The sequence below is a fragment of the Halobacillus seohaensis genome (assembly GCF_042663045.1).
In the GTDB taxonomy this organism is placed as follows: domain Bacteria; phylum Bacillota; class Bacilli; order Bacillales; family Halobacillaceae; genus Halobacillus_A; species Halobacillus_A seohaensis.
Map to the genome: position 1 here is coordinate 24,825 of NZ_JBHSZV010000021.1, position 22,170 is coordinate 46,994.

Here is a 22,170-nt window from a genome sequence, read left to right on the forward strand (position 1 = left end):
GTAATACTACCATCTAAATTTATATTACAGATCAATAGTACTGGATCTATTAATGGCAGATGTGGATCAATTTCATGGCACAAGTAGATCATTTCAATGGCAATATTCACACAGCACCCCAGATTTTCATAAAAAAGGTTCCGTTCCACTCTTCATAGTCATGGGGGATGGGAAACCATGAGACTACTGCGGGAAAGGATAGACTGGCGAGACCCCGCAGAGCTTTAGGAGGCCACTGAAAAACTCCGGTAAATTTTAAGAAAAGCAAATCCCTAAAAATTCCATCCCCACTTTCGGTTTATAAATTAGGGGTAAATTGGACTTAATACTCCACTATTACTAGAAAAACAACGTGATTTTGGGATAGTGTTTTTCCAAAAAGTTCATTATTAATAGAAAAGGACTTTTTCAGTGGCCTCAGCTTTAGCTCAAGGAGGCTTGCCGTCTTCCCCGCGGAAAGCGAGTGGTTTCCCATCCCCCATGCTCCAATGAAAAGCAACGGAACCGCGATTCTTTTATTGAATAATCCGAGGCTTTAAGCGATATGCAAGAAGGCACCTTCTAGCACAATTATCACTCATAGGGAGTGCTTTCACTTGAAGCACCAAATCTGATGTTTCCGTTCTCCTTACGAAAGCAAGAAGGTCCGGGAAATTATGAGACTCCTGTGGGATGCACATGATCGGTGAGATCCCGCAAGGCGTAGCCTGAGGAAGTTCACCTCATGCCCACGGAAAGCGAGTGATTTCCCGGACCTTCAAGCGCCATCCTTTGTAATGGAAACCACTTCCTTAATAAAGAAATTAATATTTTTTGAAACAAAAAGATTTAACACAGACTAATAAAAGGGGACCTGGGAACGTACTAGGTCTTCTTTTGTTAAATGAGGGGTTATTTGTCTATGACATATGATGAGAAATTACGAAAACAAGCTTATGATGCAATAGAAAACCATCAAGGAATGGTGAAGAAGGACCTCTACTATCCAACCTATCATATTGCACCACCAGTGGGATTATTAAATGATCCGAACGGTTGGATTCAATGGAAAGGAACCTACCATCTATTTTTTCAATGGATGCCTTTTCACTCAGGACATGGTGCGAAGTTTTGGGGCCATTTTAGTTCTGAAGATTTAGTGAATTGGACCTTGGAACCGATCGCTCTGACTCCTAGCCAATGGTTTGATAAAAGTGGCTGTTATTCCGGAAGTGCGGTGTCTGTTGATGAAAAATTAAAGCTGTTTTATACGGGAAATGTGAAAAATGAATTAGGGCAGCGTGAAACGTATCAATGCACTGCTGAATCTGTTGATGGTATTACTTTTACAAAAACAGGCGTTAAAATAGACCTTCCTGAAGGTTACACCCCTCACTTCCGCGATCCAAAAGTTTGGGCTTACAAGGGTCGATGGTATATGGTCGTAGGCGCTCAAACTGACAATGAAGTAGGAGCCGTTGCTTTTTTTGAATCTAATGATTTAGATAGCTGGACTCATAGAGGAATACTGACAAAAGCAGATCAAGATCCTTTAAATAATTTAGGGTATATGTGGGAATGTCCAGACCTACTTGAATTAAATGGCCAAAATGTCCTTCTTTTCTCCCCGCAAGGTTTGCAGGCGGATGGGATCGATTTCAATAACCAGTACCAGTCCGGATATGTAGTGGGAAAACTTGATTATGAAAAAGCAGAACTATCGCATGGTGGATTCATAGAGTTAGACCGTGGATTTGAATTCTACGCTCCACAAACAACATTAGATGACTATGGCCGGAGAATTTTAGTGGCGTGGATGGGAGTTCCAGATCAAAATGAGTCAGCTCAGCCCACGATAGCAAATGGATGGGTGCATCAGATGACGTTACCACGAGAGTTGACATTGGTCGATGGCAAGATTTATCAAACTCCTTTAAATGAGATGGAGCAGCTACGTGCTTGTGAAAGCATTGAACAGTCCGTTTCTAAAGAGTTAGCTACATCAATTTCAAGAGGGTCAGAAATTCAAATAGAAGGTGAAATTTCCACAATAGAACTTTTTAATTATACAACCTTGAGCTATGATAAAAACACTGAACTTTTGACGATGGAAAGACCGAGTTATGTTGATGGATCATTGGAAACACGCAGTTGCCGTCTTCCTCAGGGTCTTTATCACCTTCGAATATTTGTGGACCATTCGTCTTTGGAGATTTTCGTTAATTACGGTGAAGAGGTTTTTACTTCCCGTATTTTTGCGGATGTATTTGAGGATTCTATAAGAGTTCAGGGACGTGTGAATGTACAAGCATGGGACTTAAAAAATGACACAATACAAGTAGGATAATGGGAGGGGATGTTGAAATGAAATTAGGAGCAATTGAAGCAGGAGGCACGAAATTTGTTTGTGCAGTTGGTGACGAGCATGGTGAAATTTTTGAAAAAGTTGTCATTCCAACTGAAGCGCCGACAATAACCATGCCGAAAGTTTATGAGTTTTTTGAAAACAAAGGTATTGAACGTATGGGAGTCGGGAGTTTTGGACCGATTGATCTTAATGAAAAAGGCGGAACATATGGTCGGATTCAAAAAACGCCAAAAATTGATTGGGTCGATTTTCCACTAGCTGAGGACATCGCGAAGAATTTAAACGTGCCTGTTGTTGTTGATACAGATGTGAACGTTGCCGCACTTTCAGAATCGCGTTGGGGAAATGCAACAGATGTAGATGCTTGCTTATACATTACCGTTGGAACTGGTATTGGGGCCGGAGCTGTCGTTAATGGACAAACGTTAAAAGGATTATCTCATCCAGAAATGGGACATATCGGGGTGCGCCGACATGAAAAGGACTCATTTGCAGGTGCTTGTCCGTATCATGGAGACTGTTTAGAAGGTATGGCAGCAGGTCCTGCGCTTGAAGCGAGATGGGGGAAGGCTGGTGTTGAACTTACAGAAGACCCACTTGTGTGGGAAGTAGAAGCACATTACTTAGCTCAAGCGCTCGTGAATTATATATACATCTTATCGCCTGAACGTATTATTATGGGCGGTGGAGTTATGCAACAAGCTCACTTATTCGACTTAATCCGCAAAAATGTCGTTGATATGCTTAATGGTTATGTGAGCTCACCAAGACTGACGCCGGAGAATATTAATGAATATATTGTAGCGCCAGGGTTAACCGATGAAGCTGGAGTTAAAGGTGCTCTAGGGTTAGTCATTTAATGCTTTGGGTTTCGACTATGGTCGAAACCTTTTTTGTCAGACAATGGCTACAATAAGTATCATCCCCTAAACATAATAAAAACACGAACAGCTGTAAGCGCTGCACGTGCTCTCCTCACACCTTACTTATTTGAACGTGAGGTAATCATTTTGGCATTTCCACTAACGGTATAAGTATCTACGGTTGCTGGAATGATAAAGTGATCGCCTTGTTTAAAAGAATATTCACCTGAACGGGTTTTTACAATTCCTTCTCCTGTCAATACACTCATTAACGTATATCTCTCTGGTGTTAATTCAACACTTTTACCGTCCAGATCCCAGTAATAGACTGTAAAGTACTCTTCTTCGACTAACTTTTCAAAACGTAAACCAGCTTCTAAATTAGATTCTCTAGTAAGGGATGGGTCTTTATGAGGAACGGTTGTCACATCTAGTGAACGGTCTAAATGTAACTCTCGCTTTTGACCATCCTGTCCTACGCGGTCATAGTCGTACACTCTATAAGTAATATCAGAACTTTGCTGTGTCTCTAAGATTTGAATGCCTGATCCAATCGCATGAATGGTTCCACTAGGGACATAGAAGAAATCACCTGGACTCACCTTGATTTTGCGGAGTAAGCTGTCCCATTGACCACTTTCTACCATTGATGTGAGTTCATCTTTACTTTTCGCATGATGGCCGAAAATAATTTCCGAGCCTTCCTCACAATCGATCACATACCAGCATTCGGTTTTTCCGTAGTTTTCATCTTCGATATCTCGTGCATATTCATCATTAGGATGGACCTGAACCGATAGATCCTTTTTTGAATCGAGAATTTTAACGAGTAACGGAAATTCATCACCTGGTTCGTTATTGAATAATTCACGGTGGTCGCTCCAAGCATCTGCCAATGATTTACCTGCAAGAGGGCCATTTATGATAGTGTTTGGACCATTTGCATGACCAGAAATCCCCCAACATTCTCCAGTTAGATCGGAAGGGATGTCATAGTTAAAGATATCTTTTAATTGTGTGCCACCCCAAATTCGTTCTTTAAATTCAGGACGTAGAAAAATAGGTTCTTGATACATAGTTGCTCCACACCTTTAGGATAGTAGTAAATCTCTATCGGTCATTGTACCATAAGTAGACCTTAGAAATGGTGGCGTTTTAGTCAAAGAATGTGAATGTTTTTAAGGGGATCTACTAGAAAAAATATGTGTACTAAGTTGATTACAGGGAGAAACTGAAATCCAGGAGGAGTGATAATGTGGATGATAAATTGATTCCTGTAGCCTCAATTTCTAGTGGGATAGATCAGTACGTTGCTAATGATATTCATTGTCTGCCGATCCAAATAGTGAATATCTGTTTTGTAGGAAGCCCAGAGCGCCCAAAGAATTGGGTGCTAGTTGATGCGGGTATGCCCAAATCCTCCGATAAGATAATTGAGGCAGCAAAAGAATTATATGGTGAAGAGAACAAACCAAAAGCGATTATCTTAACACATGGACACTTTGATCATGTAGGAGCTGTTGAAGAACTTGTAGACCATTGGAATGTACCAGTATATGCACATGAGCTGGAAATGCCTTACTTAACTGGTGAAAAAAATTACCCGGAACCCGATACGAGCGTTGAAGGGGGATTTGTGGCAAAAATGTCGCGTATGTTTCCGAATGAAGGAATTGATTTAGGAGAACATGTTCAATCATTGCCAGCTGATGGAACGGTACCTCATATGGAGGAATGGAATTGGATCCACACTCCTGGTCACATTTCTCTTTTTCGGGATAATGATCGTACTTTACTTGCTGGGGACGCTTTTATAACGGTGAAACAGGAGTACTTATTTAAGGTGTTAACACAGGAACAAGAAATTAGCGGACCTCCACGGTATTTAACAACGGATTGGAAAGCAGCCTGGAATTCTGTGGACAAACTTGATTCACTTAAGCCGAATGTAGTTGTGACAGGCCATGGATTTCCGATGGCAGGAGAAGAATTGCAGGAAAACTTAACGAAACTCAACAAAGAATTTGACACAATTGCTATACCTGATTATGGAAAGTATGTAAATAAAGAGGATTCATAAAGTGGGACCCCAGTGAAGATAGTCTACCATTTAATAGCAAGTTTTTTACAAAATAAAGTCCCTTCACAGCCTGTGAAGGGACTTTATACTATTTAATATGTTTGCGTTGAAACTCTGAGATAGAATCATATTCACTTTCAAACAATTTAGACAAACGTATATAAATGGGAAGCAGTTCACGGTAGACAGCTGATGTACTTGGATCAGGTTGATGGGTATGAGTGTGGCCGATCATTTCTGATACAATACTAAAATCATCAATCTCACCAGTTGCGTACATACCTAGTACAACAGCCCCGAGACAAGAACTTTCGTACGTTTCAGGAACTACTACAGGTTTATCAAAAATATCAGTCATCATTTGGCGCCAGACTTCTGAACGGGCAAACCCACCAGTGGCCTGGATGCGGCTAGGCTCTCCTGTTAATTCTTCAAGCGCTAATAAAACGGTATATAGGTTATAAACAATGCCTTCTAATACGGCACGAACCATATGTTGTTTTTCATGATGAATGCTTAAACCGAAAAACGAACCACGCGCGCTTGAATTCCATAGTGGGGCGCGTTCCCCAGTAAGGAAAGGGTGGAAGATAAGGCCATCAGACCCTGGATTCACATTCGTGGCGATTTTTGTTAGTACATCATAAGGATCGATACCTAGTCGCTTGGCTGTTTCAACTTCGGAAGCTGCAAATTCATCACGAAGCCAGCGTAGAACCATTCCTCCGTTATTGACGGGTCCGCCAATCACCCAGTGGTCCTCAGTGAGGGCATAACAAAAAATTCTCCCTTTAGGATCGGTTTTTGGCTCGTTCGTTACGCTACGAATAGCTCCACTCGTTCCGATAGTAACTGCAATAACTCCGGGATCAATGGCATTAACTCCAAGGTTAGAGAGGACTCCGTCACTTGCCCCGATAATTAATGGAGTATTTTCAGAAAGACCAAGAATTTGCTGATATTCTTCTTTCATACCTATCATTGAATGAGTAGTAGGTACAAGGGTGGATAGTTGATCAGGTTTTATCCCGGCCAAATCTAATGCTTCCTTGTCCCAATCGAGTTCTTGTAAATTGAACAATCCAGTAGCTGAAGCAATGGAGTGGTCGATTACGTACTCACCGAATAATTTATAAAAAACATATTCTTTAATAGAGATGAATTTATCCGCTTGGTTGAAAATATCCTGCTGTTCAGCCTGTAGCCAAACTAATTTTGCTAGGGGGGACATAGCGTGGATCGGTGTGCCCGTCCTCAGATAAATTTCATGGCCGTTATGGTTGTCTTTTATGTCTTTAGCATATTCAGCACTTCTTGTGTCGGCCCATGTGATACTATTTGTTAATAATTCACCTTGGTTATTAACTGCAATCAAGCTGTGCATCGCGGAGCTAAATGATAGAAATTGAATATTATTTGCTGAAATGTTGCTTTTTCTGATCGCTTCTCGAATGGTACCGAGCACGGATTCGAAAATTTCTTCAGGATTTTGTTCGGCTATTAATGGACTTGGTGTGTGTAATGGATAGTTGATTGTATGCTGGGTAATGACCTCACCCTTTTTATTAAAAAGTACTGATTTTGTACTAGTTGTTCCGATGTCGACTCCCAAGTAGTAAGATTGATTCTTCATCGCTGTTCCTCCAATACGTTAAAATTTCAGACACTAGTAAGTATAATTAAGTTTCTTTATGTTCGAGAATAACTGACAACTAGAGTGCCTTTTCACTTCAAGAGAATAACGCAACCTGTTTCGCTTGTATGGAAACGCATTCAAAGATAGGTGCAGTAAGTCGGGGTATTTAGATGATTGTTCTTCCTAACACAGTTAACTAAGAAGTCCCTATCCTACTGAAAAATATTTTTCATCTACGGGTTATTATATCAAAAAAAATTCCATCTACAAGACAATTTAATAATGTTTCTTCTTTATCTATTGGAACTAATACCCTGTCGATAATTATAAATTAGGGGGATTTTCCAACGTCTACTGCGATCAAAATAAGTTTATAGAGGTTTTTGGTGAAAATATCATGAGCCTAAATAAACAATTGGTATTAACAAAATAGCCGTTAGTTATGGCTATTATTGGAAACGTCAAAAGCAAGATTAAAGAAGAACGAGAAAATTAACAATGGATAAATAATTCAGTCTTGTGGTACAAACATTAAAAGTGTATATGTAAATGGAGCATTCAAGGTTTCCTTTATAAATGGTGTTGTTGACTGGGTGGGATTCTACTCGCTTTCTGCGGAACGAACCTGCGAGTCTCCTCGTTCCTCCTTCGAGGCCACTGAAAAAGTCCTTTTCTATTAATAATGAACTTTTTGAAAAACACGATCCCAAAATCTAACGGGTTCAGTTTTCGAGTACAAAACATGAAATAACATACGAATGAAGAGACCAAATTGCATATGATTTGGTCTCTTATTATTCCTTGTTATATCAACGATTATCGGTATTTAACATATAAATTAGCATACAAAATCAGAGATTGTGCTTGAATTCGAGATGTTTGTGTGAATTTTGGGGCTGCGGGAAACGGTTCGCTTTCCATGGGGCGGGCGCTGAGCCTCCTCGGACTTCGTCCTGTGGGGTCTCAGCTGTCCCGCACATCGAGGCCACTGAAAAAGTCCGGTAAATTTTAAGAAAAGCAAACCCCTAAAAATTCCATCCCCACTTTCGGTTTATAAATTAGGGATAAATTGGACTTAATACTCCACTATTACTAGAAAAACAACGTGATTTTGGGATAGTGTTTTTCCAAAAAGTTCATTATTAATAGAAAAGGACTTTTTCAGTGGCCTCCCCGCACATCCCATAGGAGTCTCCCCGTTTCCCTCCGCCCCTGTACCATATAAGTGTCTCGATACCCCTTCAAGAAAAGGCAGCCATTCCTAAGTTTGCATGCAAATCCTGATAGAAGGCGGTCCTATTAAAATCCTTGATATAGAGAGGTTCATTGCCATAGAACACGGATAGTGGAAGATAGGTCCTTCTGGGAAAGGGATTCGTTTCTCACACATCGAATGGGGGGGCTTGGGAATCTCCCCGTTTCCTAGCCACCCATCCTTTCGGCCCTACCGCCATGAGTCGTCTTCTGTGTTCACTACACCATATGGAACAAGTGTGCAGTTGCAAACTCTCTTCTATGAATAGCCTACAATTTGAAGAACCAATTACTGAGGTTTCCGTCTGCCTCACAATGGCAAGTTTGTACTCCAAAACCGAACTATTTACCCAAAATCACATTGTTTTTTTCCTGTCAAAGTGGAGGGTTAAGTCCAATTTACCCCTAATGTATAAACTAAAAATGGGGATAGAATTTTTAGGGTTTTGCTTTTCTTAAAATTTACCGGACTTTTTCAGTGGCCTCCCTCCTTCACTGCGGGGCCTTTCTGGCACGATTTTGCGCAGGATTCTGACAGATTCTCATCCAATCAACATCCCGAGAGAAAGGTAGCAATATAACGGCTTATACGGCGTTTCACCTTTGACAAAATGAAATGCAGTGTGGTGAAAACAATGGAATTCCGCTGTCTACACTTTCACATCCTACCAATTACAACTTTCCCTATTAGTGAAAGTTTCGTTCATCTGGAACGATAGTAAAGGGGAACGATGATGCTTCTGTGGAAGAAACGAAAGAGTCAAGACACCGCAGTGAGGAGGCTTGATCTTCGTCCACGGAAAGCGAATCGTGCCCCAGAGCTTATTCTCTGTTTCAAGCTTATTCCAGATAACTGTTATTCAAATTGCTTTTTCACACTAAACTATTTATTTGAGTTACCTCTCACATATAACTTTCGATTTCTTTGCAAACCGCCTCGTGTAATTCATCTAAAAGAGTATCAGGTGTTGCTTCTTCATACACTTTGCTTAGTTCATCGAGGCAAGACTTGGCTTGTTGCAAAAAGACAATGCCATCTTTCATATGTGATTTGTACCCTTTGGTGAGAGCAGAAATTTCTGGTGCATATTTTTCATCTGTACCAGCTGTCACCGTTTCTGCATAAAGGTCAATGATTCGGTCGCCTTCTCGTTCAGGAAAATACTCATGTGGATCTGTACTATCAAACACACAGAAGCCTAACTCTCTTACGACAATCATATCAATACTGTCAGGATCGAACCCACAATGGTACATTTCTACATCATACTTGTTTTCTTCAGCCGCCAGGGCAACCTTTTTTAAAAATGTTGATTTCCCAGTACCTGCTCTACCCTTAACGAAATAGCGATTTGCCAAATCTGCTGTTACATTCGGAATAAAGTCAATGACGCCTTCAGGGGTAGAAGCACCGAAGAAGCGATGTTTTGTTAATGGCTTTTTATCTTCTGTCTTTTTGGGGATCTCTAATCTTTGTATGAAATCTTGGGTGAGCTCATCAGCTTTTGTGAAATCCATTTTTGAAATATATATGCTTTCTAAATCATCATGAACATCTAGACCTGCTTTAAAGGATTGGTAGGCCTTCGATTGTGCATCCATTATTTGATTTCTGTGCGAAGTTATTACTTCTTTCTTACTATTTAACTTGTCAAAAATCATACCACTATCCACATCTACTAATTTTTCCGTCCAATCGCCAAATCCTCGTGTATGAATGGGCTGCCCGTGAATGGCAACGTTCAATTGAGGGAAAATTACACTGTCCAAAGCTTTGCTGTCTGAAGAACTGTGTACAACTTCTACTTCATATCCCTTTTCCTTCCATTCCTTTGCAACTCTTTGTAAAATCCCTGATTTTAAATGAGAGTGTCCTCCAAGTAACTGAATTATATGTTCGAGACCTTGAAAGTTGGAAGCATATAAAGGGTGAAAACCTTTAGCTGTGTGGTCTCCCGCAAAATAGTGTAATTCTTTTCCTGACATATTATCATGCTCCTTCACCTTGATCTTAATAAGTTATGTGAAAACCTTACATTAGGTGAATGCCCAATATTAATGGGAAAAAACGTTACCACACAATTTAAGGTTATGCGGCTGTTCCGTCATCGGTAGGAGGAGAGGTGGTCGGGGAAATAACTCGCTTTCCGTGGGAGTACGGTGAGCCTCCTCGCTTCGCTGCGGGGTCTCACTATGTCCTCTAATCCCACAGTAGTCTCGTCATTTCCCCGACAACCTTGCTGTGAAGAAGAGGTGCGGAACATGAACGGTTAACGAATCTTAGAAGTCGGCACGTGCCCATTGATATAACAACATGTTTATCCTCTGTTTTCATGATGGAGGAAGACCCACTATTCGGGCACGTTTGTGAAAAAAATTGTGTGGTACCAGGTACCACACAATTTGGCGTCTGCCCACGGAAAGCGAGCTGTTTTCCCTGCCCTCCCAAACTCCATACGGGTCTTCTTGCTATTTATACTGTTATTTATCGTGCTAAACGTACTGTGTTTTAAAGTTTTCTCCACGGTATCGGAACTACTTACTCATAGAACACGGACCTTCTTTTTAAAATAGGTAAGGAAGTTTTGTTTTTAAATAATTCATGCTGATTTCGAGGCTTTTTATAGGTGTGATTCGGCTGGCATCTTGTTCAACAACCCACCACTGGATTCCAGTTTCCTCGCCTTTAGCTAAAACTGAATCAATATCTACTCCACCTGTCCCCAATTCAGCAAAAAACTTTTCTTCGTCCGTTGTCATATCCTTTAAATGTAAAAGTGGAGATCGTCCTTGATAGCGGTCCATCCATTCAATAGGATTTTTACCAGCCTTTTGTAACCAATAAATATCAAGTTCGGTTTGAAGCTGAGTAGAATCGGTGTCACCAAAAATTGTATCAAGGGCTGTTCGTCCGTCAGAAAGTTTCTCTAATTCAAAGTCATGGTTGTGATAGCACAAAGTTATTCCTTTAAGGTGACACTCTTCTCCTGCATGTTTCAATTTAGCAATAAGGTTTTTATAGTCAGCCTCACTTTCATGTTCAAAATAAGGACATACTACATACCTGCTACCTAAAATCTTCTGTTCCTCGATCACTTGAGTTAAGTTATTTTCGATTTGCTCCAGAGGCACATGGCTAGAGACGGCCTGTAGCCCAAGTTCATCTAATAGTTTTCGCATTTCTTTTGCACTATAATCGCCAAGTCCTGCAAATTCAACGCCATCGAATCCTAACTCAGCAACTTTTCTAAGTGTTCCTTCAAAATCTTGCTCGGTTTCGTCACGCAACGTATACAATTGAACGGCTACTGGAATTGCTTTCATTCAACACCCTCATTTCTTATTTGCTAGATTATTACGTTTAAAATGACTTTGTAACTAAGTGAATTCGTTTTCCTATTGATCATACCTAATTATATCTATTAATCCAAACTTACAGATTATTTATGATGATGACAAATGAAATTTTGGGAAAACGTTTGTCCTGAAATGTTGCTGTAATCACTAGTGTTCTTATTTTAGAGAGAAAGGGGAAGTAAAATCTACTAAATATCTGAAAATTCCTGTTGTTTTTCTGAAAGGGCCATGGTATAGTTTAGTCAATGAAGTTGTGCAAACGTATTCACGAAAACGCAATCATTACTATCATCATTACTAATTAAACGCGTTCATAGCTATTTATCTAAGTTTGTTTTTATCCAAATGCAAACGAATGCACGTAGGAGACAAGCCATGATCAAACGTTTAATAAACTAGTAACCTTGCATCCTGGCATTATATTTTTTTGTGGATATTGGAAGCGCATTCATTTAAAACAAAAAATTTAAGGAGTGTATTACATGAAGAGTAAGAGATTTTATACCGGAATAGCTTCAGCGTTGCTTGCTTCAACAGTTTTAGCTGGTTGTTCTTTTTCATCAGATGGCGGTTCTGATTCAGAGGGAGCTTCTGAGGATCAGGTAACTGTAGATGTTTTCCAATTTAAAGTTGAGTTTAAAGATCAGTTTGAAGAATTGGTAGATATGTATGAAGAAGAAAACCCAGATGTTAATTTAAATGTTAAAACAGTCGGTGGTGGTAACGACTACGGACAAGCCCTGAAAACTTCTTTCTCTTCAGGTGAAGAACCAGATATTTTCAACATTGGCGGTCCTACCGATGTAGACGAATATGAGAAATACTTAGCGGATTTATCTGATACGAAAGCGGCCGATGCTGCACTAGAAGGTACTCTCTCTTCAGTAGATAGAAATGATCAAATTTTAGGATTACCGTTTAACCAAGAAGGATACGGAGTTCTTTATAATAAAGAATTATTTGAACAGGCTGGAATCGATGCTGATTCTATTCAATCACATGAGGATTTGGAAGCCGCTGTTGAAACATTAGATAGTCAAAAGGAAGAATTAGGTATCGAAGCGCCATTTGCTCTTCCGGCTAAGGAACAGTGGGTACTAGGAAATCACTTAGCGAATGCTTTCATAGCGGACGAGTTCAATCATAGCGTAACGGAAGCGTATGAAGCTGATTCAATAGAACTGACTATGGGCGATCAAATGAAGCGTTTCCTTGATTTGCAAGCTGATTATTCTATCCAACCGGTTCTAAGCCTTGACTACTCCCAACAAGTGGAGGAGCATTTCTCCCTTGGTAATGTAGCGATGATTCAACAAGGAAACTGGGTATATAACACAATCGAAAGTATGGACCCAGAATTTGCTGAAAACAATGTTGGAATTCTACCAATTCCGGTAGAAGGCTATGAAGGAAAAATTCCTGTAGGTGTACCAAACTACTGGGTAGTAAACAAAGAATCTGAAGATGAAGTAGTACAAGCTGGTAAAGACTTCTTAGATTGGATGTATACTTCTGAAGAAGGGAAGAAATTTGTAACAGAAGAATTCAAATTCATCCCTGCATACGAAGGCTATGAAGATCAAGAAATCGCTGATCCTATTTCTCAAGAAATCTATGAATACGCATCTAACGGAAATACATTAGGGTGGGTATTCCTAGGAGCACCAACTGGATGGACTGAAGACTCAATAGGTTCTGCTATGCAAGAATACTTGGGTGGAGACATCGAGTGGGAAGAAGTTGAAGAAAAAGCCCGCGAAGATTGGGAAAGTGCTAGACAATAATAAAATAATGGGTGACAAGAGCATGTCAGACATGCTCTTGTCGTTACCATTTGAATATCTCATCTATTAAGGTGTTTAACAGGCAAATAGCTTAATAAATGAGATGTTCTCATTAATAATCTGAAATCGATACCATACAAAATTCGGTATAACTTTACATAAGTTATCGTAATCAGCATAGGAGGTCGTTTGAATGAGAAACCGAAGTCTTGCTTTTTGGCTCTTTCTTACACCAGTTATATTAGGGCTGGGTGTTGTTGTAGTCATCCCGTTTATTTACGGATTCATCTATTCTTTCACCGACTGGAATGGTCTAACAACTACAGAATTTCTTGGATTCGAAAACTATATTAATTTGTTCCAGGAAGCAGAGTTTATGAATTCCATTTGGTTTACCATCAAGTTCGCGTTCGTATCAGTTATTTTATTAAACATTTTTGGACTAGGGCTCGCACTGCTAGTCACGCGAAAACTAAAAACGAGCAATCTTTTAAGAACAATTTTCTTTATGCCTAACCTTATCGGCGGATTGATTTTAGGTTTTATCTGGCAGTTTATTTTCATTAGTGTGTTTGGTGACATTGGTGATCTAACAGGAATTGAAGGATTACAAGGGTGGTTAGCTACTGCAAATACAGGTTTCTGGGGTCTTGTAATTTTAACAGCTTGGCAAATGGCTGGTTATATTATGATTATTTACATTGCGTACTTGGAAAATATTCCGAAAGATTTAATTGAGGCAGCGAAGATCGATGGGGCTAGCGGCTTTCAACGGTTTAAGAACATTACCTTTCCTTTAGTTGCGCCAGCATTTACGATCAGTATGTTTTTAACATTGTCCATGGCATTCAAAATTTATGACCAAAACTTATCACTTACCGGTGGTGGACCTGCCAATCAAACACAAATGGTAGCGATGGAAATTGTTAACACAGCATTTTCCGATAATGATATGGCTTATGCTCAAGCAAAAGCTGTAATCTTCTTCTTAATCGTATCCGTTGTTGCACTTACGCAAGTTTATTACAACAAGAAGCGGGAGGTTGAGATGTAATGAAAAAAAATAATGAAAAAAGAAATTTATTCTCAATCGAAGTACTAGGTATTGTCTTAGGTTTAATATGGATTGCACCCTTTTATCTAATGCTTGTCAATGCATTTAAAACGAAGCGTGAAATTTTTTCAGGGGTTCTAGGCCTTCCTGAAGAGTGGGTAACAAAAAACTTTGTTGAAGCGTTTATAGATCTTGAGTTTCTACAATCACTGTTCAATTCGGTGTTGATTACAGGAATGAGTGTAGCTGTAATCATTATTTTCTCTTCTATGGCAGGATACGCACTTGCACGAAACAAAAGTAAAATCAGTGGTTTTATGTTCTTTACCTTTGTTGCGGCCATGCTCATTCCTTTCCAATCCGTTATGATCCCACTCGTTGCAATTTTCGGTCAGGCGGATATGTTGAACGCTGGCGGTTTAATCTTCATGTACTTAGGTTTTGGATGTAGCTTGTCCATATTCTTATACCATGGAGCAATGACTGGTGTTTCACAATCTATGGATGAAGCGGCTATTATCGATGGTGCCAATCGTTTTCAACTATTCTGGCACATTATATTCCCGTTATTGAAGCCGATATCGGTAACGGTTGGAATTTTAAACGTGATTTGGATTTGGAATGATTACTTACTTCCTTCCCTTGTTTTAAGTGAATCTAATGCAACTATTCCGTTGAAAATGTTCTACTTCTTCGGTCAGTATACGAAGCAATGGCATTTAGCATTAGCAGGATTAACAATTGCGATTATTCCAGTTATCATCGGTTACTTCTTTGCACAGAAACAAATTATTGAAGGTGTATCAGAAGGTGCAGTTAAATAAAAATGGACATTTAAGGAGTGGATGAGCGTGTCGGTTACAATTAAAGATGTTGCCAAACAAGCCAATGTGGCACCATCCACTGTTTCACGAGTAATATCTGATAGTCCAAGAATTAGTATGAAAACGAAGCGCAAAGTGCGTAAAGTCATGGATGAAATGGGCTATCATTTAAATTTAAATGCGCGTGTGTTGGTAAGACAATCTACACAAACCATTGGAATTGTAATGAAAAACTCGGCAACTCACTCATTTGAAAATCCGTTTTTTGCAGAAATTCTAAAAGGAATAAGTGGATCATGCCATGCCAATGAATATAGTTTAAATTTAACGACGGGTGAATCAGAGGATGCGATTTTTCAAGATGTAGTTAAGATGGTACAAGGAAAGCGTGTAGATGGGATAATTGTACTTTATTCAAAAGAAGATGATAAAGTAGTTCCTTATTTAATGGAGTGTGATTTTCCTTTTGTTGTGGTAGGAAAACCGCTTTATGGAGCCAATCAATTTATGTATGTAGATAATGACAACGTGCAAGCCAGTCGGGAAGCTGCAAACTATTTAATAGAATTAGGTCATAAGCGACTGGGATTCGTAGGTGGAGATTTACAGTTTGAAGTGACTCGAGATCGATTGGAAGGTTTTCAACAAGCTCTTCAGGAGCATAATATAGAAATCCCTGAAAGTTACACGAGAAATATTGAATTAGATAACTCTGCCAAAGGGAAAGAAGTAGTTTCAGATTTAATGAATTTATCAGAGCCACCAACAGCATTAGTAGTGACAGATGACTACAATGGTTTAACTGTGATGTCAGCTCTTCAAGCGCAACATATTAATGTTCCTGATGATGTTAGTATTATAGGTTTTAATAATACGATGATTTCTAAGCTTGCCAACCCACCTTTAACAACAGTGGATACAAACCCTTACCAGCTTGGATTTCAATCATCGAATGGCTTGATCGATACGCTGCAGACTCCTTCGATGCTAAAAAGAGGGGTCATTATTCCAACGAGCATAATTGAGAGAGAATCTTGTAAAGCAATTTAGTTATTATTGAACTAGGCTGGTGGCCTACTAAAATAAATGAAGGAGAGAATTTTATGAATATTACAGTGTGGAATGAATTTAGACATGAGAAAGAAAACAAAGTGGTTTCTGATATCTATCCTGAAGGAATTCACGGCACGATTGCTGAATTTCTTGAGAGTGATGAACATTTCGTTCGGACGGCTACCCTTGATGAAGAAGAACATGGCTTAACGGATGAAGTACTTGAAGATACGGACGTGTTAGTCTGGTGGGGGCATAAAGCTCATGACGAGGTAAAAGATGAAGTCGCTGAAAAAGTGAAACAACGCGTCTTAGACGGTATGGGTCTAGTTGTGCTGCACTCTGCTCATTTTTCCAAAGTGTTCCAAAAGTTAATGGGTACGTCTTGTGACTTGAAATGGCGTGAAGCTGACGATAAGGAACGTATTTGGGTGGTTGATCCGACGCATCCGATTACAGAGGGTTTAGGCGAATATATTGATATTGAAAAGGAAGAAATGTATGGGGAACACTTTGATATACCGGCACCTGATGAGCTTGTGTTTGTTAGCTGGTTTGAAGGTGGAGAAGTATTTAGAAGTGGGGCTACTTTTAAGCGTGGCCGCGGGAAGATTTTCTACTTCCGTCCTGGACATGAGACGTATCCAACGTACTATCACAGTGAGGTACAAAAGGTTATTCAAAATGGTGTGAAGTGGGCTAATAATGGCGGAACACCGAAGAATGTCTATGGTAATTCACAACCTTTAGAAAACATTTCAGAAAAGTAATTCACAAAGGAGGAGTTTATTATGTCTAATTTAAAAGTTGCAATTATTGGATGCGGAAGTATTGCGCAAAATCGTCATTTACTTGAGTATGAAGCTAATGAAGAGGTAGATATTGTTGCTGTTTGTGACATTGTGGAAGAACGAGCTATGGTAACTGCTGAAGCATTCGGTGCGAGAGCTTATACGGATTATGAAGATCTTTTCAGTAAAGAGAATGTTGATGCAGTTAGTGTTTGTCTTCCGAACTATTTACATGCTCCTGTCTCGATTGCTGGACTCAATGCTGGAGCACATGTGCTTTGTGAGAAACCAATGGCAACTTCTCGTGAAGAAGCTAATGAAATGATTGAGGCTGCAGAACGTAATGGTAAAAAGCTAATGATTGCTCATAACCAACGTTTTGTTTCTTCCCATGAAAAGGCTCGTAAGCTCATTGAATCTGGTGATCTAGGAAAAGTTTACAGTTTCCGTACGACTTTTGGCCATGGTGGTCCTGAAGGTTGGAGTGCTGAAGGAGAGGACAGTTGGTTCTTTAAGAAGGATCAAGCTTTTATCGGTGCAATGGGAGATCTTGGTGTACATAAAGCCGACCTTCTTCGTCATGTGCTTGGTGAAGAGTTCGTCGATGTAGCAGGGTTTATCGAAAACAACGCCAAAGAGGGAATTACTGTTGACGATAATGCGGTCTGTATTTTGCGTTCCGAAAGTGGTGTTGTTGGTACACTAACGGCGAGCTGGGCATACAATCCGCAAGAGGATAATTCAACTGTTATTTACGGGGAAAAGGGAATGCTACGTCTTGAAGATGATTCTACTTATTCCCTTATTGCACAGTATGCAAATGGTGATACCGTTAACTATGAACTTGGACAAATACAGTCCAATGACGAAGGTGGTCAAACGAATACTGGAGTCATTGATCACTTTGTGGAATGTATCGTTCAAGATAAAAAGCCATTAATTGATGGGGAAGAAGGTAAGCGCTCGTTAGAAGTCATTTTAGCAGCAATTGAGTCAGGTGAAACACGTAAAATTACACAGTTAGAGAAGTGATAAATGATGAGTAAATTAAAAATGGGAATGATCGGAGTAGGAGGGATTGCCCAGCAGAGGCATATTCCTGCTTTCTCGGAAATGGGTGAACAGGTCGAACTAACAGCTGTTCAAGATGTGAATCACGATCGCGCTAGTTCAGTAGCCGAAACGTTTAATATCCCAAATGTTTTTGAAGATTATCATAAACTTTTTAAAGTTGTCGATGCCGTGACGATTTGCACGCCGAATAAGTTCCACGCAGAAATTGCCATTGCCGCTCTTGAAGCAGGCGTTCATGTTTTATGTGAAAAACCGATGGCCATTACAACGCAAGAATGTGAGGATATGTTGGCGGCAGCTGAAAAGAATAACCGGTTACTATCGATTGCCTACCATTATCGATATACACCAGAGGCTAAGCTTGCTAAAGAAGCGATTCTTAATGGAGAAATCGGTGACCCACTTGTTACACGTGTTCAAGCTATGCGTCGACGTAAAGTTCCTGGCTGGGGAGTTTTTACTAATAAAGACCTTCAAGGTGGAGGAAGTTTAATTGACTTTGGTTGCCATTTATTAGATTTAGCTCTTTGGTTGCTTGATGATCCTAAACCTGTTGAAGTAATGGGGAAAACTTATGACCGTTTAAGCAAAACCCCGGATCAAGTCAATGACTGGGGAGCCTTTGATCATGAAACGTTTAATGTTGATGATCACGTAACGAGTTACATTACTTTTGAAAATGGACTTTCTATGCAGTTTGAATGTTCCTGGGCTGCGAATATTAAAGAAGACCACACCACTCTAAGTATTTCAGGGGTTGATGGGGGTATGGACGTGTACCCAGTACAGCTTTATCAAACAAAGCATGGAGCTGTTTGGAATAGCCAGCCTAACGTACTAGAAGAGAACCTTAGTCCAGGATTTCTGCAGGCGAAAAACTTTGTAGACAGTTGTTTGGGAGAGTCCGAACTTGTCGTTAAACCTGATCAAGCATTGAAAGTGACGAAATTAATGGAAGCTATTTATAAAAGTAATAAAATAGGATCTAGTGTAAAATTATCTTAACTTAGAACGGAGGAATTACAAATGAAATTAGGTGTATTCGCCGTGCTTTTTTCTGATTTATCCTTTGAAGACATGCTGGATAAAGCCAAAGAATCTGGATTGAAAGCTGTTGAAATCGGCACAGGGGGCTACCCTGGAAACGCACATTGTAATGTTGATGAGCTCTTGGAAAATGAATCAAAACGTGTTGAATATCTGGACAAAGTCCATTCCCGAGGCCTAGTTATCAGTGCTTTTAGCTGTCATGGAAACCCAATTTCCCCTGATGAAAAGTTCGCTAAGGAATCGCATGATGCCTTTGTTAAAACAGTCAAGTTAGCGAGCCTGCTGAATGTTCCCGTTGTGAATACGTTCTCCGGAACACCAGGAGGATCTGAAGCAGACACTTCACCAAATTGGCCAGTAACACCTTGGCCAGCAGAGTATTCAGACATACTCGAGTGGCAATGGAATGAAAAGTTAATTCCATATTGGAAAGAACAGGGCAAATTTGCAGAAGAGCATGGTGTCAAAATTGGACTAGAATTGCACGCTGGATTTCTAGTACATACCCCTCATACAATGTTAAAGTTACGAGAAGCAACAAATGATGCCGTGGGTGCGAATCTTGATCCGAGTCACCTCTGGTGGCAGGGGATTGATCCAGTCGCAGCAATTAAAATATTAGGTAACGCTAATGCCATTCATCATTTTCATGCGAAAGATACGTACATTGATCAAGATAATGTAAACATGTATGGGCTTACGGATATGCAACCGTACTCTGAAGTGAAAACTCGTGCATGGAGTTTTCGATCAGTTGGGTATGGACATGGTATTCAAGAATGGTCTAATATTGTAAGTGCCTTACGTACGTATGGATATGATCACGTGATTAGTATTGAGCATGAAGATCCAATCATGTCGATTAGTGAAGGCTTTAATCAGGCCGTGAAAAATTTACAAGCAGTGAATATCGAAGAACCACCAGCTGAGATGTGGTGGGCATAGATTGATTATGAGAAGGAGGACTTGATTATGGCGGATCGAACAGGTTTTATGGGCGGATTTTATGTGATTAGTGAGTGGATTATGAGATTCTCGCTTGGAAATCTTCTATGGGCTCTGTTTAATTTGCCTGTCGGGCTCCTTCTTCTTAGCTTATTATACATAGAAAACAGCGAATTGTTGATTTACTTAATAGCTCCGTTAGTCGTATTGGTTCCCTTTATTTTCTTCCCGGCAACGACGGCTCTGTTTGCTAAGGCACGTGAATGGGTCAGAAAAGAGGAAATGGAGACTACTGAACGCTCATTTATACGTTATTATAAGGAAAACTATTTGAAAAGCATGCTTGCTGGAATGGTGTTCGTTTTACTTTGGGGCGTTTTAGTCGCTGACGTTTATTACTTTTCTGATCGAAATGTATTTTTAATGAATGCATTTTTAGTGATGGGGATTCTATTGTTCGTTTACACTCTTAATTTTTTCTCCGTAGTCGTTCATTATGATATGAAATTAAGAGCACTCTTCAAACAAGCATTTCTTATAACGATTGGAAGTCCCCTTTTGTTTTTAGCACTTGTTATTAGTTCGGGAATGATCTTGTATATTAGCCTTTATATATTCCCGTTGTTAATCCCGATTGTAACTGGATCACTCATCTCATTTTTAGCATTTTCTGCATTTTACCGCTTGCATTTGAAAGTGTCTTCTCAAATAGAATCATAACCGTAATTTCCACGATCAGGCTTTAAAAACTTGGTCGTGGAAATTTTTGCTTTATAATGGGGTTATCTTATTGAAATGCAAATGCAGTGTAGCAAAAGATAATAGAAAGGGAGTTTTAAGTAAATGAAACCTTCCGAACAACGACAACAGTTTCGATTAAGAAAGGAAAATGGTACTACATCAGGAATGTGTGACAACTACTTACAGGCTAATATGATCATACTACCTAAGGATTATGCCTTTGAGTTTTTACTATTTTGCCAACGTAACCCGAAGTCTTGTCCGATTGTAGATGTATTAGAATCAGGTGTGGTTGAGCCTGGTGTCGCTGGAGCTGATATTCGAACGGATTTACCGAAATATCGTATTTATCGAGATGGAAAATTCACTGAGGAAGTGCATGATATACAAGAGGAATGGCGAGATGACTTTGTAACTTTTCTTATAGGATGTAGCTTCACATTTGAAAAAGCACTGCTGAAAGAAGGGATAGCTCTTCTTCATCAGGATCAAAACCGAGTCGTTCCTATGTATAAAACGAATATTTCCTGTGAAAAGGCAGGTCGTTTTGAAGGAGAAATGGTTGTTAGTATGCGTGCATTAAAACCCAATGAAATTGAAAAAGCTGTTCAAATCACAGAACAGTTCCAAACCTCTCATGGAGGACCTATTCATATCGGTAACCCTGAAGAGATTGGGATATATGATATCCATCAGCCAGATTATGGGGAGAGCATTTCTTTTGATAGCACAGAACGCACCCCTGTATTTTGGGCCTGTGGCGTTACCCCTCAAAATGTATGTGTACATGCGAAGCCGGAAATTATGATTTCACATGCCCCGGGTCATATGCTCATAACAGATCAATTAGAGGAAAAATAAAGTATATGCAGGAATCTATTGTGACCGTCATTTAAAATGGAACAGTTTCTGCTAAAATAACTGACACACTTTACTGGAAATGATCATCCCCATTTTATAGTGAGTTGCAGCCTCTAATAACAAAACATCTGTTAATCATTGTCCTGATTCATACGGTGAAGGTGAATAACAAAGAACCAAAACATACATTTTAATGAATAAAATAATGTATGTTTTGGTTCTTCTTAGATATTAGAGTTATTGAACTAACGCCCCAGATTGTGGAAAACTCAACTTAGAGACATTCCGGTGGTTTCCGTTACAAAGTATGGTGTTTGAAGGTCCGGGAAATCACTCGCTTTCCGTGGGCATGTGGTGAGCTTCCTCAGGCTACGCCTTGCGGGACCTCACCGATCATGTTCATCCCAGCTCTTACGTTTTATAAGGACGAAGGCTAAATCTAGTTCATCAATCACA

At 39.7% G+C, this 22,170-nt stretch carries 17 protein-coding genes; 13 read left to right on the plus strand and 4 right to left on the minus strand.

All coding sequences use genetic code 11. The annotated features are described in order from the left end of the window. The first annotated feature begins 901 nt into the window (after positions 1 to 901). On the plus strand, positions 902 to 2,326 hold the full coding sequence (locus ACFQIC_RS09090) for a sucrose-6-phosphate hydrolase (protein WP_204708993.1): 1,425 nt from the start codon (positions 902 to 904) through the stop codon (positions 2,324 to 2,326). 17 nt (positions 2,327 to 2,343) lie between these two features. After that, positions 2,344 to 3,207, plus strand: a complete 864-nt coding sequence (locus ACFQIC_RS09095; RefSeq protein ID WP_204708991.1) for an ROK family protein — start codon at positions 2,344 to 2,346, stop codon at positions 3,205 to 3,207. Between the two features lie 122 nt (positions 3,208 to 3,329). On the opposite strand, the gene manA is transcribed toward ACFQIC_RS09095, so the two are convergent. After that, a complete protein-coding gene (gene manA, locus ACFQIC_RS09100) occupies positions 3,330 to 4,286 on the minus strand; it encodes a mannose-6-phosphate isomerase, class I (RefSeq protein ID WP_204708989.1) in 957 nt (318 codons plus the stop codon). Between the two features lie 179 nt (positions 4,287 to 4,465). Here manA and ACFQIC_RS09105 point away from each other — a divergent pair, with 179 nt between their 5' ends. Continuing rightward, complete coding sequence (locus ACFQIC_RS09105) at positions 4,466 to 5,290, plus strand: MBL fold metallo-hydrolase (protein WP_390217049.1); 825 nt, start codon at positions 4,466 to 4,468, stop codon at positions 5,288 to 5,290. Between the two features lie 88 nt (positions 5,291 to 5,378). Here the strand turns inward: ACFQIC_RS09105 and gntK are convergent, their stop codons facing one another. From gntK to ACFQIC_RS09120, 3 genes are all read right to left on the minus strand, one after another. Beyond that, positions 5,379 to 6,923: a gluconokinase gene (gene gntK, locus ACFQIC_RS09110; protein WP_204708988.1), complete on the minus strand. Its 1,545-nt coding sequence runs from the start codon at positions 6,921 to 6,923 to the stop codon at positions 5,379 to 5,381. A 2,160-nt stretch (positions 6,924 to 9,083) separates the two neighbouring features. Beyond that, positions 9,084 to 10,166 carry a hypothetical protein gene (locus ACFQIC_RS09115; protein WP_204708987.1) on the minus strand — a complete coding sequence of 361 codons (1,083 nt, stop codon included), beginning with the start codon at positions 10,164 to 10,166 and terminating at the stop codon, positions 9,084 to 9,086. Between the two features lie 579 nt (positions 10,167 to 10,745). Next, the gene (locus tag ACFQIC_RS09120; protein WP_204708986.1) at positions 10,746 to 11,504 is read right to left on the minus strand and encodes a sugar phosphate isomerase/epimerase family protein; all 759 of its coding nucleotides are present in this window, start codon (positions 11,502 to 11,504) and stop codon (positions 10,746 to 10,748) included. A 515-nt stretch (positions 11,505 to 12,019) separates the two neighbouring features. Here ACFQIC_RS09120 and ACFQIC_RS09125 point away from each other — a divergent pair. The 10 genes from ACFQIC_RS09125 to ACFQIC_RS09170 all read left to right on the plus strand — a co-directional run bounded on the left by ACFQIC_RS09125 (position 12,020) and on the right by ACFQIC_RS09170 (position 21,714). Further along, positions 12,020 to 13,321, plus strand: a complete 1,302-nt coding sequence (locus tag ACFQIC_RS09125; protein ID WP_204708985.1) for an ABC transporter substrate-binding protein — start codon at positions 12,020 to 12,022, stop codon at positions 13,319 to 13,321. A gap of 193 nt (positions 13,322 to 13,514) precedes the next feature. Continuing rightward, entirely contained in the window at positions 13,515 to 14,375 is an 861-nt protein-coding gene (locus ACFQIC_RS09130) for a carbohydrate ABC transporter permease (RefSeq protein WP_204708984.1), read from the plus strand. Continuing rightward, entirely contained in the window at positions 14,375 to 15,199 is an 825-nt protein-coding gene (locus tag ACFQIC_RS09135; protein ID WP_204708983.1) for a carbohydrate ABC transporter permease, read from the plus strand. The genes ACFQIC_RS09130 and ACFQIC_RS09135 overlap by 1 nt, the downstream gene beginning before the upstream one ends. Before the next feature lie 27 nt (positions 15,200 to 15,226). After that, on the plus strand, positions 15,227 to 16,249 hold the full coding sequence (locus tag ACFQIC_RS09140; RefSeq protein ID WP_204708982.1) for a LacI family DNA-binding transcriptional regulator: 1,023 nt from the start codon (positions 15,227 to 15,229) through the stop codon (positions 16,247 to 16,249). Between the two features lie 53 nt (positions 16,250 to 16,302). After that, complete coding sequence (locus ACFQIC_RS09145; RefSeq protein ID WP_204708981.1) at positions 16,303 to 17,022, plus strand: ThuA domain-containing protein; 720 nt, start codon at positions 16,303 to 16,305, stop codon at positions 17,020 to 17,022. A gap of 21 nt (positions 17,023 to 17,043) precedes the next feature. Next, positions 17,044 to 18,075: a Gfo/Idh/MocA family protein gene (locus ACFQIC_RS09150; protein ID WP_204708980.1), complete on the plus strand. Its 1,032-nt coding sequence runs from the start codon at positions 17,044 to 17,046 to the stop codon at positions 18,073 to 18,075. 6 nt (positions 18,076 to 18,081) lie between these two features. After that, positions 18,082 to 19,122, plus strand: a complete 1,041-nt coding sequence (locus tag ACFQIC_RS09155; protein ID WP_204708979.1) for a Gfo/Idh/MocA family protein — start codon at positions 18,082 to 18,084, stop codon at positions 19,120 to 19,122. A 21-nt stretch (positions 19,123 to 19,143) separates the two neighbouring features. Next, a complete protein-coding gene (locus ACFQIC_RS09160) occupies positions 19,144 to 20,112 on the plus strand; it encodes a sugar phosphate isomerase/epimerase family protein (protein ID WP_204708978.1) in 969 nt (322 codons plus the stop codon). Between the two features lie 27 nt (positions 20,113 to 20,139). Then, positions 20,140 to 20,832, plus strand: a complete 693-nt coding sequence (locus ACFQIC_RS09165) for a YesL family protein (protein WP_204708977.1) — start codon at positions 20,140 to 20,142, stop codon at positions 20,830 to 20,832. A 123-nt stretch (positions 20,833 to 20,955) separates the two neighbouring features. Beyond that, entirely contained in the window at positions 20,956 to 21,714 is a 759-nt protein-coding gene (locus tag ACFQIC_RS09170; RefSeq protein ID WP_204708976.1) for a putative hydro-lyase, read from the plus strand. Positions 21,715 to 22,170: the final 456 nt, after the last annotated feature.

What these genes read in the sequence shown, in the direction of transcription:
- ACFQIC_RS09150 (WP_204708980.1), top strand. Translation starts at nt 17,044, where the DNA reads ATGTCTAATTTAAAAGTTGCAATTATTGGATGCGGAAGTATTGCGCAA.
- ACFQIC_RS09165 (WP_204708977.1), top strand. Translation starts at nt 20,140, where the DNA reads ATGGCGGATCGAACAGGTTTTATGGGCGGATTTTATGTGATTAGTGAG.
- ACFQIC_RS09130 (WP_204708984.1), top strand. Translation starts at nt 13,515, where the DNA reads ATGAGAAACCGAAGTCTTGCTTTTTGGCTCTTTCTTACACCAGTTATA.
- manA (WP_204708989.1), bottom strand. Translation starts at nt 4,286, where the DNA reads ATGTATCAAGAACCTATTTTTCTACGTCCTGAATTTAAAGAACGAATT.
- ACFQIC_RS09135 (WP_204708983.1), top strand. Translation starts at nt 14,375, where the DNA reads ATGAAAAAAAATAATGAAAAAAGAAATTTATTCTCAATCGAAGTACTA.
- ACFQIC_RS09120 (WP_204708986.1), bottom strand. Translation starts at nt 11,504, where the DNA reads ATGAAAGCAATTCCAGTAGCCGTTCAATTGTATACGTTGCGTGACGAA.
- ACFQIC_RS09170 (WP_204708976.1), top strand. Translation starts at nt 20,956, where the DNA reads ATGAAACCTTCCGAACAACGACAACAGTTTCGATTAAGAAAGGAAAAT.
- ACFQIC_RS09160 (WP_204708978.1), top strand. Translation starts at nt 19,144, where the DNA reads ATGAAATTAGGTGTATTCGCCGTGCTTTTTTCTGATTTATCCTTTGAA.
- ACFQIC_RS09115 (WP_204708987.1), bottom strand. Translation starts at nt 10,166, where the DNA reads ATGTCAGGAAAAGAATTACACTATTTTGCGGGAGACCACACAGCTAAA.
- gntK (WP_204708988.1), bottom strand. Translation starts at nt 6,923, where the DNA reads ATGAAGAATCAATCTTACTACTTGGGAGTCGACATCGGAACAACTAGT.
- ACFQIC_RS09090 (WP_204708993.1), top strand. Translation starts at nt 902, where the DNA reads ATGACATATGATGAGAAATTACGAAAACAAGCTTATGATGCAATAGAA.
- ACFQIC_RS09095 (WP_204708991.1), top strand. Translation starts at nt 2,344, where the DNA reads ATGAAATTAGGAGCAATTGAAGCAGGAGGCACGAAATTTGTTTGTGCA.
- ACFQIC_RS09155 (WP_204708979.1), top strand. Translation starts at nt 18,082, where the DNA reads ATGAGTAAATTAAAAATGGGAATGATCGGAGTAGGAGGGATTGCCCAG.
- ACFQIC_RS09145 (WP_204708981.1), top strand. Translation starts at nt 16,303, where the DNA reads ATGAATATTACAGTGTGGAATGAATTTAGACATGAGAAAGAAAACAAA.
- ACFQIC_RS09125 (WP_204708985.1), top strand. Translation starts at nt 12,020, where the DNA reads ATGAAGAGTAAGAGATTTTATACCGGAATAGCTTCAGCGTTGCTTGCT.